This is a genomic window from Nocardia sp. NPDC057272, from assembly GCF_042668615.1.
In the GTDB taxonomy this organism is placed as follows: Bacteria; Actinomycetota; Actinomycetes; order Mycobacteriales; family Mycobacteriaceae; genus Nocardia.
On sequence record NZ_JBHUYK010000007.1, the window covers coordinates 21,943 to 36,737 of the forward strand.

A 14,795-nucleotide genomic window follows, 5' to 3' on the forward strand; every position below is an offset into this window, starting at 1 on the left:
ACCAGTCGGTCCCACACCACCTAGGATGAACCTCATGTCGCTGTTCCTCGATATCCTCCTTGTGATCACCAGCTTGCTGTTGGTGCTGCTGGTGCTGCTGCACCGCGCCAAGGGTGGCGGCTTGTCCAGCCTCTTCGGTGGCGGCGTCCAGTCGAGCCTGTCCGGCTCCACCGTCGTCGAGAAGAACCTCGACCGCATCACCATCTTCGTCGGCATCGTCTGGTTCATCGCGATCCTCGGCATCGGCCTCGAGATCAAGTTCGCCTGACGCGTCAGCTCGACGACACAATTCGTCGGGCCGCTGCTTCGATCGCTGATTCACCGAGCAGGACTGTGTCCGCGGCCGGTCCCAGCGGGATGAAGCTGTCCGCGCTGGTGACCCGCGCGAGCGCGCCGTGGTAACCGCCGTCGATGAGCGCCGCGAAAACCGACTCGGAGACGCCTCCGCTGCGCCTGGTCTCGTCCGCGACCAAGACCCGGCCGGTGGCTTCGGCGTGGTGGAGCAGGTCGGCGGCCGGTAGGGGATTGAGCCAGCGGAGGTCGAGTACTCGCGTGTGAATTCCTTGGGCGGCAAGGCGATTCGCGGTGCGCAGGCTCATCGGGACGCCGTTGCCGAACGTGACGATGGTGAGGTCGGTGCCGTCGCCGTAGGTGCGTGCTGCGCCGATCGGGATGTGGTCGGTGGTGGGGGAGGCCAGCCAGGCTTCGTCGCCTGGATGGAGATCTCTGGTGTGGTACAGGGCGATCGGTTCGACGAACACGCATACCCGACCGTCGACGCGGGCCGCTGAGACGCAGGTGCGCAGCATGGCTGCCGCGTCGTCGGCGCGCGCGGGCACCGCTACGACGACGCCGGGGATATCGCGCAGCGCGGCCAGGGAATCGTCGTTGTGGAAGTGGCCGCCGAAGCCCTTCTGATAGGCGAGGCCCGCGATGCGTACCACCATCGGATTGCGGTACTGCCCGTTGGAGAAGAATTGGAGAGTAGCCGCTTCGCCGCGGATCTGATCGGCCGCGTTGTGGATGTAGGCCAGATACTGGACCTCGGGGATCGGGATGAATCCGGCCAACCCGGTACCGAGCGCGGTGCCGAGGATGGACTGTTCGTCGAGGAGGGTGTCGAAGACCCGACGTACTCCGAAGCGTTTTCTGAGGCCCTTCGTGACACCGTATACGCCGCCTTTACGGCCGACGTCCTCGCCGAATACCAGTACATCGGGGTCTCTGGTGAGGAGTTCGCCGAGTGTGTGGTTGATCGCTCGAGCCAGTGTCATCCGGGAGTCAGGGGCCTGTGGTGCGGGAGTCGACGGGCTACAGCGGGTGACGTCTTCGCGGATCGAGGTGGGGTGAGTCGGCGCGAGCGGCGCGACCACGGCCGCCGCGGAATCGAGGCGAGCCTCGTGAACCACCTCGTCGGCGGTCTCCCGCACGCGGGCACCGATCCGCTCGTAGCGCTCGAACAGGTCGCCGGCGTCAGCGGCACCCGCCGCGATCAGGTAGCGGGCGGTGCCGAGGAGGGGATCTCGGGCTAGGTCAGCGGCGATATCGGCCGGACCACGGTAGGCGGACTCGACATCGGACCCGGCGTGTCCACCGAGCCGGACAGTGCGCACGTGCAGGAAGACCGGCACCCGCCAGGTCCGTGCCAGATTCACCGCGTCTTCGGCGGCGCCGAGAACATCGGGCAGATCGCAGCCGTCGGCGGCGAGGTAGGTGAGACCCGGCCGTGGACCGTAGGCACGCTCGATCCAGCCCGGCGCGGTGGGCACACTGATGCCGAGCCCGTTGTCCTCGCAGACGAACACCAGCGGCATCGGCACACCCTGATGGGCGGCATGCAGGGCGGCGTTGACCGCCCCGACCGCCGTCGAATGATTGGCCGACGCGTCCCCGAAACTGCACACCACCACCGCATCGGCAGGCCATGGACACGAAATCCCCTGCTTCGCAGCGCGATCCAACGCGAATGCCAGCCCCACGGCTCGCGGCAGATGCGAGGCGATGGTCGAGGTCTGCGGAATGATCGATGCCGCCGCGCTGCCGATCACCTTGTGCCTGCCACCGGAAATCGGATCGGCGGCCGCCGCGACAACCCCCAGCAGCACATCCCGAATCGGATCCAGCCCCGGAATCTGGCGGCATCGCTGCACGAAGAACGCTGTCGACCGATAGTGCAACAACGCCGGATCATCGACGCGCAGCGCGGCCGCCACCGCCGCGTTTCCCTCATGTCCCGAAGACCCGATGCTGTAGTAGCCCTGCCGAGCGGCCCCCAACCGCCGCGCCGCCAGATCGAGATGCCTGCTGGCAGCCTGGGATTCGAACAACTCCACCCCGAACGTGGCGTCGATGCTCCCGACCGCGTCGATCCGATCGGACACGACGAGACCGTCCATCGCGGCCCGAAACGCCCCATCCAGGTCAAGCGAACCCAGCACCACCGCAACAACTCCTCGCCCGCAGTCGAGTCGACGTCCGAACCGTCGGCATGCCAAGAACCCGATGCTAGTGCCTGTCCGGCCGGATCCAGGGAGAACCAGAAAGGGGGAAGAATCCCGCAACCGAGAGAGTCGTAGCTGGAGTGTTGGGGTGGTTCGGGCAGCCGGTAGTGTCCGGTGTTCAGGTGGGACGGTGAAGGAGGGGCTATGACGACGCCAGGTGGGCCGGGCGGTCCGTGGGGGTATCAGCAGCAGTCGGGGCCTTTCGGGGCGCCGCCGCAGCAGCCGTATGCGCAGCAGCCGTACGGGCAGCCGAACTTTCCGCCGCAGCAACCGCAATACCAGCAGCCTCCTGCTCACTACAGTGCACCGCAGGCGAATTACGCTGCGCCGCAGCAATCCTCGCCGCCGGGTGGTCCGCAGGAGAGCGCGGCGGTGCAGGCCTATCTGGCGGCGGTTGCCCACCACATGACGATGGGTGGGCTCCAGGTGAGCCGGAGTTGGGTCGGTCCGGTGCTGTCGCTGATCGGCGTCGGGGCGGTGATCAAGAGTTCGCTGAATCCGATCGAACTGGCCGTGTGTGTCGGCCATGCGGGCGAGATCTCACCCGCCACCGTCGCCGGATTCACCAGGCAGGTCGATGAATTCGCCCGCTCGATTCGGCGCCCGAGCGCCTTCGCGATGAAGGGTGGCGCGTGCGCCGTCGCCGCGCTGATATCCGATCGTGTACACCCGGCCAGCTTCGGCGCCGTCACCAACAAGGCGATGAGCTTCGGCACCGTCGTCGTACCCGCGGTGATCGACCTGAGTAACCGGCAGATGATGATCGCCCAGAACACTCCGGTGATGGGATTCGCGATGTGGAGTACCGTGCGCGGCAAAGCCGGTATGTACCTTCCGGATCCACGCGCGGTCTTGGGCTGACAGTCGGCAATGGGCCCCGCGAATCGGTGATCGCGCGAATGGCGTAAGGGCTGCGGCAGCCCCTGCTCGAGAGGGTGACCGCATGTTTCCGAAAGCGCAGTGGTGGTCGCGGCTGTCAGGGTAGCGCTACGCCGCCGGGAGGCGGGCGGTGAGTGAGCGCCAGGAGGCAGATCATGCGAGGCAGAGTTCCAGTTCGGATGCGGGTGTTGGCCGCACTGAAGAGTGGGCCGGATTGGGATTCGATCACCCCGGCGGAGGTTGTCGAGGGGCGTGCGGCGCAGGAGCAGTTGCGTCGGTCGGCTTTCGGGACGTTCATCACCGGTCGGTCGCATCGCGGTGCGCTCGGTACCGATCACACGCTCGAACTGGCCGGTCGCACGCTGCGTGTTCGCGTGCATCGGCCGGTGGGCGGTGGTTCGGGGTTGCCGTTGATCGTCGCGTTTCACGGTGGTGGGTTCATCACGGGAGTTCCTGAGCAGGACGATTGGCTGCTGAGTCACCTGGCTGCCGAGTGTCCGGCGGTGGTCGCCTCGGTGGACTACCGGCTGGCGCCCGAGCATCCGATTCCCGCCGCTGTCGAGGATGCCCGCGAGGCGGTACCGCTTCTTGTCGCGCGGACGGGGGAGTGGGGTGCGGACGGTACTCGGCTCGCGCTGCTCGGTAGTAGCGCGGGTGCCACCCTCGCGGCGTTGACCGCCTTCGACATTCGTGACCTGCGGACGCAGGTACTGATCAACCCCCAACTCGATTGGACCGACGGGGTCTTCGACTATCCCTCGTTCACCGAGAACGCGGACAGCCCCACCGCGACCCCCGCGAACTGCCGTGCGGTGCAACGCATCGCGCTCCCCGAGGGATTCGACGCGCGACAGATATCGCCGATGTTCCACGACGATCTCGCCGGTGGCGCCCCCACCCTCATCCAGTCCGCCGGTCTCGATCCGCTGGAAGATCAATCGCCCGCCTACGCCGATCGTCTGCGGCAGGCGGGGGTCGAGGTAACGCTGACCCGCTATCCCGAGGCGACACACGGTTTCCTGAGCATGCGGGGGCTGATCCCGGCCGCTGGACCCGCCCGCGCGCAGATCCTCGACCATCTGCGAAGCCACCTGGCTGTGCGCTCGGGAGTGCGTCGATGACCACCGTCGACGAACAGCCCACTCGGGCAACGAGTCTCATGAGCTTGCTTCGACCGTATCTCGGCGGTTTCGGCGCGGTGGTGATCCTGCAGGTCGTCGGGGCCGTGGCCGGGTTGGCTCCTTTGCTGGCCGTGGTCGAGCTGGGCCGAATCCTGTTGTCGCCCGGCGAGGTCGACCACGCTCATGCGTGGCTCGTCGTGCTGGCCGGTGCGGTGGGGCTGCTCGTCCGATTGCTGTGTACCGCAGGCTCTTCGGCGATCGGGCACCTCCTCGACGATCGCGTCCAGCTGTCGTTGCGGCGGCAACTGGCCGATCAGCTGGGCCGGGTGCCGATCGGCTGGTTCGCGCGGCGTCGCACCGGTGAGCTGGCGAAGATCGTCGGCGACGACGTGAGCGCGGTGCATCCTTTCATCGCGCACGCGCCCGGCGAACTGGTGTCGGCGTTCGTGGTGCCGTCGGTCTCGCTGATCTACCTGTTCACCGTCGACTGGCGGCTCACGCTCATCACCCTGATTCCGGTGGTGCTGGCGATCGCGCTCGTCCCCTTGATGATGACCCCCACCCGGCTGCGCGAACAGCAGGATTTCGACACTGCCATGGGTGGTATCGCCAGCTCGGTCGTCGAGTTCGTGCAGGGCATCGCGGTGGTCAAGGCCTTCGGCGGGTCCGAACGCGCCCATCGCCGATTCCGCACCGCCACTGATGATTTCGCCGACATCTTCCTGCGGATGGTGCGTGGCCTGGCGGGTATCGCGGCGGGCATGCAGGTGGCGCTGTCGCCGCCGTTCGTACTGCTGGTGGTGCTGATCGGCGGCACGGTGCTGATCACGAACGGCGGAATGGCCCCGGCCGATCTGCTGCCGTTCCTGCTGCTCGGCATCGGGCTCACCGCCCCCGTGGCGGCGCTCGGACACGGTTTCGACGACCTCCAGGCCGCGCGGCGCGCGGTAGGCCGGATACGCGACGTACTCGACGAGGCGCCGCTGCCCGAGCCGACCCGACCGAGGATGCCGCAGGGGCATCGCGTGCGGTTGGCGGACGTCCGGTTCGGCTACGACGCCGAACACGAAGTGCTGCGCGGGATCGACCTGGTACTGGAGCCCGGCACTGTCACCGCACTCGTCGGACCGTCGGGCAGCGGCAAATCCACCCTGGTCCAGCTACTGCCGCGGTTCTTCGACCCGACCCACGGCACGGTCTCTCTCGGCGGCGTCGACCTGCGCGAACTCGGTAGCCGCGAGCTCTATCGGACGGTCTCGTTCGTGTTCCAGGACGTGCGGCTGCTGCGGGCCTCGGTCGCGGACAATATCGCCCTCGCCGTTCCCTCTGCCGACCGTAACGCCGTGGTACGCGCGGCCCGCCTGGCCGACATCCACGACCGCGTCCTCGAACTGCCGCACGGCTACGACACGGTGATCGGCGACGATGCGGTCTTGTCCGGCGGTGAGGCACAGCGGATTTCGCTGGCTCGTGCCCTGCTCGCCGATACTCCGGTACTGGTCCTCGATGAAGCGACCGCCTTCGCCGACCCGCAGACCGAGCAGGCCGTCCGGCAGGCGCTGACATCGCTGGGACGTGACCGGACCATCCTGGTCATCGCCCACCGGCTGGAAACGATCGCCGACGCCGACACCGTCGTGATGCTCGACAACGGCACGATCGTCGAACAGGGCAGACCCGCGGATCTGCTTGCCCGACCGGGAAGATTCGCCGACTTCTGGCACGCGCACCGAACGGTGACCGCGGAACTACAGGGAGACCCACGATGATTCGCATGCTGTTGCGCGTGCTCGGAGCCGACTACGCAGGCCCGGTTCGGCGCACGGTCGCGCTGATGACGGTCACCGCGGTCGCCGAGGGCCTGTCCTATGCGCTGCTGGTTCCGGTACTGCGGGAGCTGTTCGGTGACGACCCCGCCGCTGCCCGACCCTGGCTGATCGCACTGGGTGGTGCCGTCGCCGTCTATGCCGCCCTGCGCTACCGCAGTGACCTGTCCGGATTCCGCGTCGGCACCACGCTGCTGCGCGGGGTGTACTACCGACTCGGCGACCACCTGGCCCGACTGCCCATCGGTTGGTACACGGCCGGTCGGGTGGGTGAGGTGTCGGTGCTCGCCAGTCGCGGTGTGCTGCAGGCGTTGAGCGTGCTCGCACACCTGCTGGCGCCGCTCATCTCGGCGGCCGTAACGCCGCTCACGATCATCGTCGTGATGTTCGCGTTCAATTGGCAGCTGGGGTTGGCCGCGGCCGCCGCCGTGCCGCTCGTGGCGGCGATCCAGGTCCGGTCGGGGCGTGCGATGGCGGCCGGTGACGCGCAGCGACACGAACGCGACCACGACGCCGCGCAGCGGGTGATCGAATATCTGCAGGCCCAGCCTGTTCTGCGGGCCGGAGGGCGTACCGCGCAACGGTTCGACCTGCTCGACGGTTCGCTCCAGGAAGTCGCGCGCACCTCGCGCCGCCGAGCCTTCACGGCGCTGCCCGGAATCCTCGGTCTCTCGCTCGCGGTGCAAGCGGTGTTCACCGGTTTGCTCGCCCTCGGCACGTATCTGGCTCTCGGCGGAGACATCGGTGCGGCGGAATTCCTGGCGATCCTGATTCTGGCTGCTCGGTGCGCCGACCCGCTGCTGTCCCTCGCTGATATCGGCGGCCGGCTGCGCGGTGCCCGATCCGAGCTGGTGCGCCTCGAGGCGCTGCTGCGGACCGAAACCTTGCCGGAACCCGGCACGCCCCTGGAACCGCGGGCTCATGACCTGACCTTCGACGCCGTCACCTTCCGGCACGGCACCCGCACGGTGCTCGACGAGGTCTCGCTGACGATTCCCCGCGGACAACGGCTGGCCGTGGTCGGGCCGTCCGGCGCGGGCAAAACCACTCTCCTGCAACTGATCGCCCGCTTCTACGATGTCGACGCGGGCACCGTCAGCATCGGCGGCGTCGACGTGCGCTCCATCAGCACCGAAACACTGATGGCCCAGTTCGCCATCGTCTTCCAGGACGTCTACCTGTTCGACGGGACGATCGAGGACAACATCCGCCTCGGCCGCCCCGACGCCACCGACGACGAGGTGCGAACCGCCGCCACCGCGGCCCGCCTCGACGAGGTGATCGACCGGCTCCCCGGCGGCTGGACAACGAACGTCGGCGAAGGCGGCACCCTCCTGTCCGGTGGTGAGCGCCAACGCGTTTCGATCGCCCGAGCCCTGCTGAAAGACGCCCCGATCGTCTTGCTCGACGAGGTGACCTCCGCCCTCGACCCGCTGAACGAGGCCGCGGTCCACGAGGGCATCGAACGCCTGATGTCGGGCCGAACCGTGGTCATGGTGGCCCATCGCCTGCGCACCGTCCACCGCGCCGACCGCATCATCTTCCTCGACAACGCCCACATCGCGGAAGACGGCACCCACGAAGAACTCCTCCACCGAGCAGGCCGCTACGCCGACTTCTGGACGAGCTCCCTGACCCCGGTCACCTGACTCGGCGAGCCTCACCCGACACGACGAAGCCCGGGCCCGATCAGCGGGCCCGGGCTTCGTCAGTGGCTTATTCGTCGTCGAGCAGCAGGCCTGTTGCCGCGGCCTCGTCGATCACCCAGGTGGTCGATTCGATGCCGACCGCGCCGGCCGACGGGATGTCGTCGGGGGAGGCGCCGTTGACGGCGGCGGCCACCGCGGCGGCCTTGCCTTCGCCGCTGACCACGAGCATCACGTGGCGGGAGCGGTGGATCGCGGGCAGGGTCATGGTGACCCGCGTAGGCGGGGGCTTCGGGCAATTGTGTACGGCGACAACATAATCCGTTGTCTCCTGGACCGCGGGTGAGTGCGGGAACAGGGAGTCGATGTGGCCTTCGGGCCCCATGCCGAGGACCGTGAGGTCGAACTCGCCGCGCTCGTCGAGTTCGGTGTGTACGACCTGGGCGTAGGCGGCCGCAGCTTCCTCCGGGGTGCTGTAGGGGCCGTCGGAGGGGCCGATCGGGAACACGTGGGCCGGGTTCAGCGCGACGAAGTCCAGCAGCGCCTCGCGGGCCTGGAGTTCGTTGCGGTCCTTGTCGCCCGCGGGGACGAAACGCTCGTCGCCCCAGTAGACGTAGAGGGCGGACCAGTCGATGTCGCCGGGGGACTGGCGCACGCGTTGGAGCAGGCGGATGCCGTCGCTGCCGCCGGTGAGCGAGACCGACGCGTGGCCGCGTTCGGCCTGGGCGGAGACGATCACGTCGACGAAGCGTTCGGCGGCCGCGTCGGCGAGCAGCTCGGCGTCGTCGTGGATCTCGATCGTGTTGGCGGGGAATTCGGCACCGAGGTCGTCGTGCACGTCTATGTGGTCACTCATAGGTCACCTTCTCGATTCCGGCGAGCGCTTCGGCGTAGATCTCGTCGGCGTCGAGCCGGCGCAGTTCTTCGGCGAGGCAGTCGCGAGTTTCCCGGCGTGCCAGCGCGATCCGCTGGTCGGGTTCGCCGGTGCGGGTCAGCGTGGCCGTCCTTCCTAGTTGCGGGCGTTCGATGGCGATCGAATCGGTGGCGCGCTGGATTTCCACCTTCAGCTCCCCGGTCTTGCGGATCACCGGGCAGTGCAGGCGGGAGGCCAGCCAACCGGCCAGGGTGTCGAGTGCGGGTTCGGAGGCCAGGCCCGACACGGTCACCGAGGTGACAGGTTCGAACGGCGGCTCGTCCAGCGCCGCGGCCAGCAGCGCCCGCCAGTAGGTGATGCGGCTCCACGCCAGATCGGTATCACCGGTGGCGTAGGAGAAGCGGCGCTTCTTGATCGCGGCCTGCGGATCAGGGGCGTAGGTGGCGTCGGTGATGCGGCGCTTGGCCAGCTTGCCCACGGAGTCCATCGACGGGTACTCCGGCGCGCCACGCGGCCACCACGCCACCACGGGGGTGTCGGGGAGCAGGAACGGGGTGACGACGCTGCTTTCGTGGTTCACCAGCGCGCCCTGCAGGCGCAGCACGATCACCTCGGCCGCACCGGCGTCACCGCCGACGCGGATCTGCGCGTCGAGCCGGGTGTCGGCGTCGCGGTCACCGCGGGCCAGCACGATGACCCGGCAGGGATGTTCGCGGCTGGCGTCGTTGGCGGCGTCGATCGCGTCCTCGGCTTCGGAGGAGTCCAGCGTGCACACCACCAGGGTGAGCACCCGGCCCTGGGTGATCACGCCGTTGGTCTCGCGCAACTCGACCATCCGCTTACCGACATCGACGGTGTTGGTGTCGGGCATGTCGACGATCACGGACGCCGCCATTCCCGCCCGCTGCGCGCGAGCATCTCATCGGCCGAGCCGGGACCCCAGGTCCCGGCCTCGTAGGGTTCGGGTTTGCCGCCCGCGGCCCAGTGCGCGAGCACGGGATCGAGGATGCGCCAGGACAATTCGACCTCCGCGTTGACCGGGAACAGCGACGGCACGCCGAGCAGCACGTCGAGGATGAGCCGTTCGTAGGCTTCGGGGGAGGACTCGGTGAACGCCTCGCCGTAGCTGAAGTCCATGTTCACATCGCGCACTTCCATGCCCGATCCGGGGACCTTGGAGCCGAAGCGCAAGGTGATGCCCTCGTCCGGCTGCACCCGGATGACCAGGGCGTTCTGACCGAGCTCCTCGGTCATGGTCTGGTCGAAGGGCAGGTGTGGCGCGCGCTTGAACACCACCGCGATCTCGGTCACCCGGCGGCCCAGGCGTTTTCCGGTGCGCAGATAGAACGGCACACCCGCCCAGCGCCGGTTCTCCACGTGCAGGGTGAGCGCGGCGTAGGTCTCAGTCCGTGACTGCGGATCGAAGCCCTCTTCCTGGTGCAGGCCGACGACGTGTTCGCTGCCCTGCCAGCCCTCGGTGTACTGCCCGCGCGCGGTCGTCTCGTCCAGCGGCGCGACGAGTTTGGTGGCCGAGAGGGCCTTGATCTTCTCGGTGGTGAGCTGCATCGGCTCGAAGGAGGTCGGCTCCTCCATCGCGGTCAGCGCGAGCAACTGCAACAGGTGGTTCTGGATGACGTCACGCGCGGCGCCGATCCCGTCGTAATAGCCCGCGCGACCACCCAATCCGATGTCCTCGGCCATGGTGATCTGCACGCTGTCGACATAGTTGGCGTTCCAGATCGGCTCGAACAACTCGTTGGCGAAGCGCAGCGCCAGAATGTTCTGGACCGTTTCCTTGCCGAGGTAGTGGTCGATGCGGAAGACCTGCTCTTCGGGGAAGACCCGGTTGACCAGGGCATTGAGTTCCTTGGCGCTGGTCAGGTCGTGGCCGAACGGCTTCTCGATCACCACGCGCCGCCACGGGGTGTACCCGTCGGGGTCCGGCTTGGCCTGAGCCAGGTGGTGCTCGGAGAGCTGATCGAGGACCACGGGGAACATGTTCGGCGGAATCGACAGGTAGAAGGCGTAATTGCCGCCGGTGCCGCGGGTTTCGTCAAGATCGCGCAAGGTGTCGGCGAGCGTCGCGAAGGCCGCGTCGTCGTCGAAACTGCCCTGCACGAAGCGCAGCCCCTCTGCCAGGTGGTCCCAGACCTCCTGGCGGAAAGGGGTGCGCGCGTGCTTCTTCACGGCCTCGAGTACCACCGAGGCGAAGTCTTCGTCGGCGTAATTGCGCCGGGCGAAGCCGACCAGGGCGAAACCAGGGGGCAACAGCCCCTGGTTCGCCAGGTCATAGATGGCCGGCATCAGCTTCTTGCGGGACAGATCTCCGGTGACACCGAAGATCACCATGCTGCACGGGCCCGCGATGAAGGGGACCCGTTTGTCGCGTTCGTCGCGCAGCGGGTTGTGCCACAGCCCCGCCGCCTGATCCGTCGATGCTGTGCCGGCCATCGTGCTAGTTGCCCTCCGCCGCGATGTCGAGCTGGCCGGTGGTGGCCTCGATCAGTTCGCCCCACGCGCTCTCGAACTTCTCGACGCCCTCGCGCTCGAGCAGCGCGAACACATCGTCGAGATCGATACCCACCGCTGCCAGATCGGCGAAGACCTGAGCGCCCTCGGCGCCACGGCCGCTGAGCGTGTCGCCGAGCACCTCACCGTGATCGGCGAACGCCTGCAGGGTCTTCTCCGGCAGGGTGTTGACCGTGTTCGGGCCGACGAGTTCGGTGACGTAGAGGGTGTCGGGGTAATCCGGGTTCTTCACCCCGGTCGACGCCCACAGCGGCCGCTGCCGGTTGCCGCCCTGTGCGGCCAGGTGGTTGTAGGTGGAGGTGTGCGCGCCACCGTCGAACACGTCCTGGTACTCGGCGTACGCCAGACGCGCGTTGGCCACACCGGCCTTGCCACGCAGGGCGAGGGCCTCCGGGGTGCCGATCGCCTCGAGGCGCTTGTCGATCTCGGTGTCCACGCGGGAGACGAAGAACGACGCCACCGAGTGGATCTTGGCCAGGTCGTGGCCACCGATCTTGGCGTTGCGCAGACCGTCGAGGTAGGCGCCCATCACCGCGCGGTAGCGCGGCACCGAGAAGATCAGCGTCACGTTCACGCTGATGCCCTCGGTGATCACCGAGGTGATGGCGGGCAGACCGGCCTCGGTGGCCGGGATCTTGATGAACAGGTTCTTGCGGTCGACGATCTTCCACAGCTCGATCGCCTGGGCGACGGTCTTGTCGGCGTCGAAGGCGAACCGGGGATCGACCTCGATCGACACCCGCCCGTCCACGCCGCCGGTCGCCTCGAACACCGGCGCGAGCACGTCGCAGGCGGCGCGCACATCGTCGGTGGTCATCGTGCGGATCGCCGCGTCGGCGTCGGCGCCTTGGGCCGCAAGGTCTTTCAGCTGCGCGTCGTAGGCGTGGCCCACGCTCATCGCGGCCTGGAAGATGCTCGGGTTGGTGGTGACACCGACGACGCTGCGGGTCGCGACCAGGTCGGCGAGATTGCCGGACTGGATGCGTTCACGCGAGAGATCGTCGAGCCACACCGAGACGCCCGCGGCCGAGAGCGCGGCGAGATTCTCGTTCTGTGCCATGGTCTTACCCCTTCACCTTGTCGGTGGAACGCAGTGCCGCGCGGACGACGGCATCGGGGGTGATACCGAATTCGCGGTACAGAGTCTTGTAGTCGGCCGACGCGCCGAAGTGGTCGATGCCGACGACCTCACCCGCGTCACCGACGAATCGGTGCCACGGCATCGCGATACCGGCCTCCACCGCGACCCTGGCCCGCACCGACGGGGGCAGCACCTCGTCGCGGTATCCCTGATCCTGCACGTCGAACCACTCCACACACGGCATCGAGACCACGCGGGTCGGGATGCCCTGCTCTTCCAGCGTAGTGCGCGCGGCGACCGCGAGGTGGACCTCGGAGCCGGTGCCGATGAGGATCACTTCCGGTGTGCCGGTGGACGCCTCGACCAGCACGTAGCCGCCCTTCTTGACACCCTCGTAGCTGGTGCCCTCCAGGGTCGGCACGTCCTGGCGGGTGAGTGCCAGCGCGGACGGGCCGTCCTGCTGCGGCGACTCGTACACCGGGAAGTGCGAGGTGTGCTCGTCGGAGTCACGCTCGAGCACGGTGCGCCAGGCGTGGACGGTCTCGTTGGCGTCCGCGGGGCGAACGACGTTGAGGCCCGGGATCGCGCGCAGCGCGGCCAGGTGCTCGACCGGCTGGTGGGTCGGGCCGTCCTCGCCGAGGCCGATGGAGTCGTGGGTCCACACGTAGATGGCGGGCACCCGCATCAGTGCGGCCAGGCGGACCGCCGGGCGCATGTAGTCGCTGAACACGAGGAAGGTGCCGCCGTAGGGGCGGGTCGGGCCGTGCAGCGCGATGCCGTTGAGGATCGAGCCCATCGCGTGCTCACGGATGCCGAAGTGCAGGGTGCGCCCGTACGGGTTGGCCTTCCACGCGCCGGTGGAGATCGACTCGGGGCCGAAGCTCGCCTGGCCGGGCATCGTGGTGTTGTTGGACTCGGCCAGGTCGGCCGAACCGCCCCACAGCTCGGGCAGCTCGTCGGCGACCGCGGCGAGGAACTTGCCCGACGCCTTGCGGGTGGCCATGCCCTTGGGGTCGACCTCGAAGCTCGGCAGCGCCTCGGTCCAGCCCTTGGGCAGCGAGCGGGTCTGCAGGCGATCGAACAGCGCCTTGTTCGACGGGTTGGCCTCGGCCCACTCGTCGAAGCTCTGCTGCCACTTCGCCTGTGCCTCGGCGCCGCGGGCCAGTGCCTTGCGGGTGTGCTCGATGACGGCCGGGTCGACGTCGAAGGACTTCTCCGGGTCGAAGCCCAGCGCCTTCTTCACCGCGGCGACTTCGTCGGGGCCGAGCGCGGCGCCGTGCGCGCCACCGGTGTTCATCTTGTTCGGGGCCGGGAAGCCGATGATGGTGCGCAGAATGATGATCGAGGGCTTGCTGGTCTCGGCCTTCGCCGCGGCCAGCGCCTTCTCGATGGCCACGACGTCTTCGCCGCCCTCGACGATCTGCACCTGCCAGCCGTAGGCCTCGTATCGCTTGGCCACGTCTTCGGTGAAGGCGATGTCGGTGTCGTCCTCGATGGAGATCTCGTTGTCGTCGTAGATCACCACGAGGTTGCCCAGCTGCTGGGTGCCCGCGATCGAGGAGGCCTCGGCGGTGACGCCCTCCTGCAGGTCGCCATCGGAGGCGATGGTGTAGATGAAGTGGTCGAACGGGCTGGTGCCCTCGGGGGCGTCCGGATCGAACAGCCCGCGTTCACGCCGCGCGGCCATCGCCATGCCGACCGCCGAGGCCAGACCCTGGCCCAGCGGGCCGGTGGTGATCTCGACGCCGTCGGTGTGGCGGAACTCGGGGTGGCCCGGGGTGAGCGAGCCCCACTGGCGCAGCTGCTCGAGGTCGGTCAGCTCCAGGCCGAAACCGGCCAGGTAGAGCTCGATGTAGAGGGTGAGGCTGGAATGCCCACAGGACAGCACGAACCGGTCGCGACCGACCCAGCGCGGCTCCGCCGGGTTCTGACGCATGGTGCGCTGGAACAGGGTGTAGGCGAGCGGCGCGAGGCTCATCGCGGTACCGGGGTGCCCGTTGCCCGCCTTCTGCACGGCGTCGGCAGCGAGTACCCGGGCGGTGTCGACGGCCTTGGTGTCGAGGTCCGTCCAGTCGCTGGGATAGTTCCGCTGAGTGAGGGCGCGAATGTCGTCTGTGACTGGCACGACCGTAGTTCTCCTGACCTAGGTTTCGTCGACGGCGATAGCTTGGCAGCGGCGATGATGTTCGACAGCGGGTCGCACGCGGCCGGGATGCGTACCGATGTACAGGAATACCCTAGTGGTGCTGCTACAGCGGTTGGCGCGAACCCTGGCGTTGAGTCTAGTTCGGATCGCCGTGAGTCGGCGGTGTGCGGTGTAGACCATCGCCGCCGCGCG

At 68.1% G+C, this 14,795-nt stretch carries 11 protein-coding genes; 5 read left to right on the forward strand and 6 right to left on the reverse strand.

Annotated elements, in window-relative coordinates; all coding sequences use genetic code 11:
* Positions 1-34: 34 nt before the first annotated feature.
* Positions 35-268 (forward strand): preprotein translocase subunit SecG, encoded by a 234-nt coding sequence (secG, locus tag ACFULV_RS12670; protein WP_101468684.1) that lies wholly within the window; start codon positions 35-37, stop codon positions 266-268.
* 4 nt (positions 269-272) lie between these two features.
* On the opposite strand, the gene ACFULV_RS12675 is transcribed toward secG, so the two are convergent.
* The gene (locus ACFULV_RS12675; protein WP_378656386.1) at positions 273-2,396 is read right to left on the reverse strand and encodes a thiamine pyrophosphate-dependent enzyme; all 2,124 of its coding nucleotides are present in this window, start codon (positions 2,394-2,396) and stop codon (positions 273-275) included.
* Between the two features lie 249 nt (positions 2,397-2,645).
* Between ACFULV_RS12675 and ACFULV_RS12680 the strand changes: the two genes are divergently transcribed.
* The 4 genes from ACFULV_RS12680 to ACFULV_RS12695 all read left to right on the forward strand — a co-directional run bounded on the left by ACFULV_RS12680 (position 2,646) and on the right by ACFULV_RS12695 (position 7,976).
* The gene (locus tag ACFULV_RS12680; RefSeq protein WP_378656013.1) at positions 2,646-3,362 is read left to right on the forward strand and encodes a hypothetical protein; all 717 of its coding nucleotides are present in this window, start codon (positions 2,646-2,648) and stop codon (positions 3,360-3,362) included.
* 173 nt (positions 3,363-3,535) lie between these two features.
* On the forward strand, positions 3,536-4,501 hold the full coding sequence (locus ACFULV_RS12685) for an alpha/beta hydrolase fold domain-containing protein (RefSeq protein WP_378656016.1): 966 nt from the start codon (positions 3,536-3,538) through the stop codon (positions 4,499-4,501).
* Between the two features lie 38 nt (positions 4,502-4,539).
* Entirely contained in the window at positions 4,540-6,270 is a 1,731-nt protein-coding gene (locus tag ACFULV_RS12690) for an ABC transporter ATP-binding protein (RefSeq protein WP_378656020.1), read from the forward strand.
* Entirely contained in the window at positions 6,267-7,976 is a 1,710-nt protein-coding gene (locus tag ACFULV_RS12695; RefSeq protein ID WP_378656023.1) for an ABC transporter ATP-binding protein, read from the forward strand. Before ACFULV_RS12690 ends, ACFULV_RS12695 begins: the two co-directional genes overlap by 4 nt.
* Before the next feature lie 67 nt (positions 7,977-8,043).
* Here ACFULV_RS12695 and pgl read toward each other — a convergent pair whose 3' ends face one another.
* Genes pgl through tkt form a run of 5 tightly spaced genes read right to left on the reverse strand, consistent with a single transcriptional unit; the run spans position 8,044 to position 14,582 of the window.
* A complete protein-coding gene (gene pgl, locus ACFULV_RS12700; RefSeq protein ID WP_378627087.1) occupies positions 8,044-8,829 on the reverse strand; it encodes a 6-phosphogluconolactonase in 786 nt (261 codons plus the stop codon).
* Entirely contained in the window at positions 8,822-9,730 is a 909-nt protein-coding gene (opcA, locus tag ACFULV_RS12705) for a glucose-6-phosphate dehydrogenase assembly protein OpcA (protein ID WP_378656389.1), read from the reverse strand. The genes pgl and opcA overlap by 8 nt, the downstream gene beginning before the upstream one ends.
* Entirely contained in the window at positions 9,727-11,298 is a 1,572-nt protein-coding gene (gene zwf, locus ACFULV_RS12710; protein ID WP_378627088.1) for a glucose-6-phosphate dehydrogenase, read from the reverse strand. The genes opcA and zwf overlap by 4 nt, the downstream gene beginning before the upstream one ends.
* Positions 11,299-11,302: 4 nt before the next feature.
* On the reverse strand, positions 11,303-12,436 hold the full coding sequence (tal, locus tag ACFULV_RS12715; RefSeq protein WP_378627090.1) for a transaldolase: 1,134 nt from the start codon (positions 12,434-12,436) through the stop codon (positions 11,303-11,305).
* A 4-nt stretch (positions 12,437-12,440) separates the two neighbouring features.
* The gene (tkt, locus tag ACFULV_RS12720) at positions 12,441-14,582 is read right to left on the reverse strand and encodes a transketolase (RefSeq protein ID WP_378656026.1); all 2,142 of its coding nucleotides are present in this window, start codon (positions 14,580-14,582) and stop codon (positions 12,441-12,443) included.
* Between the last annotated feature and the right edge of the window lie 213 nt (positions 14,583-14,795).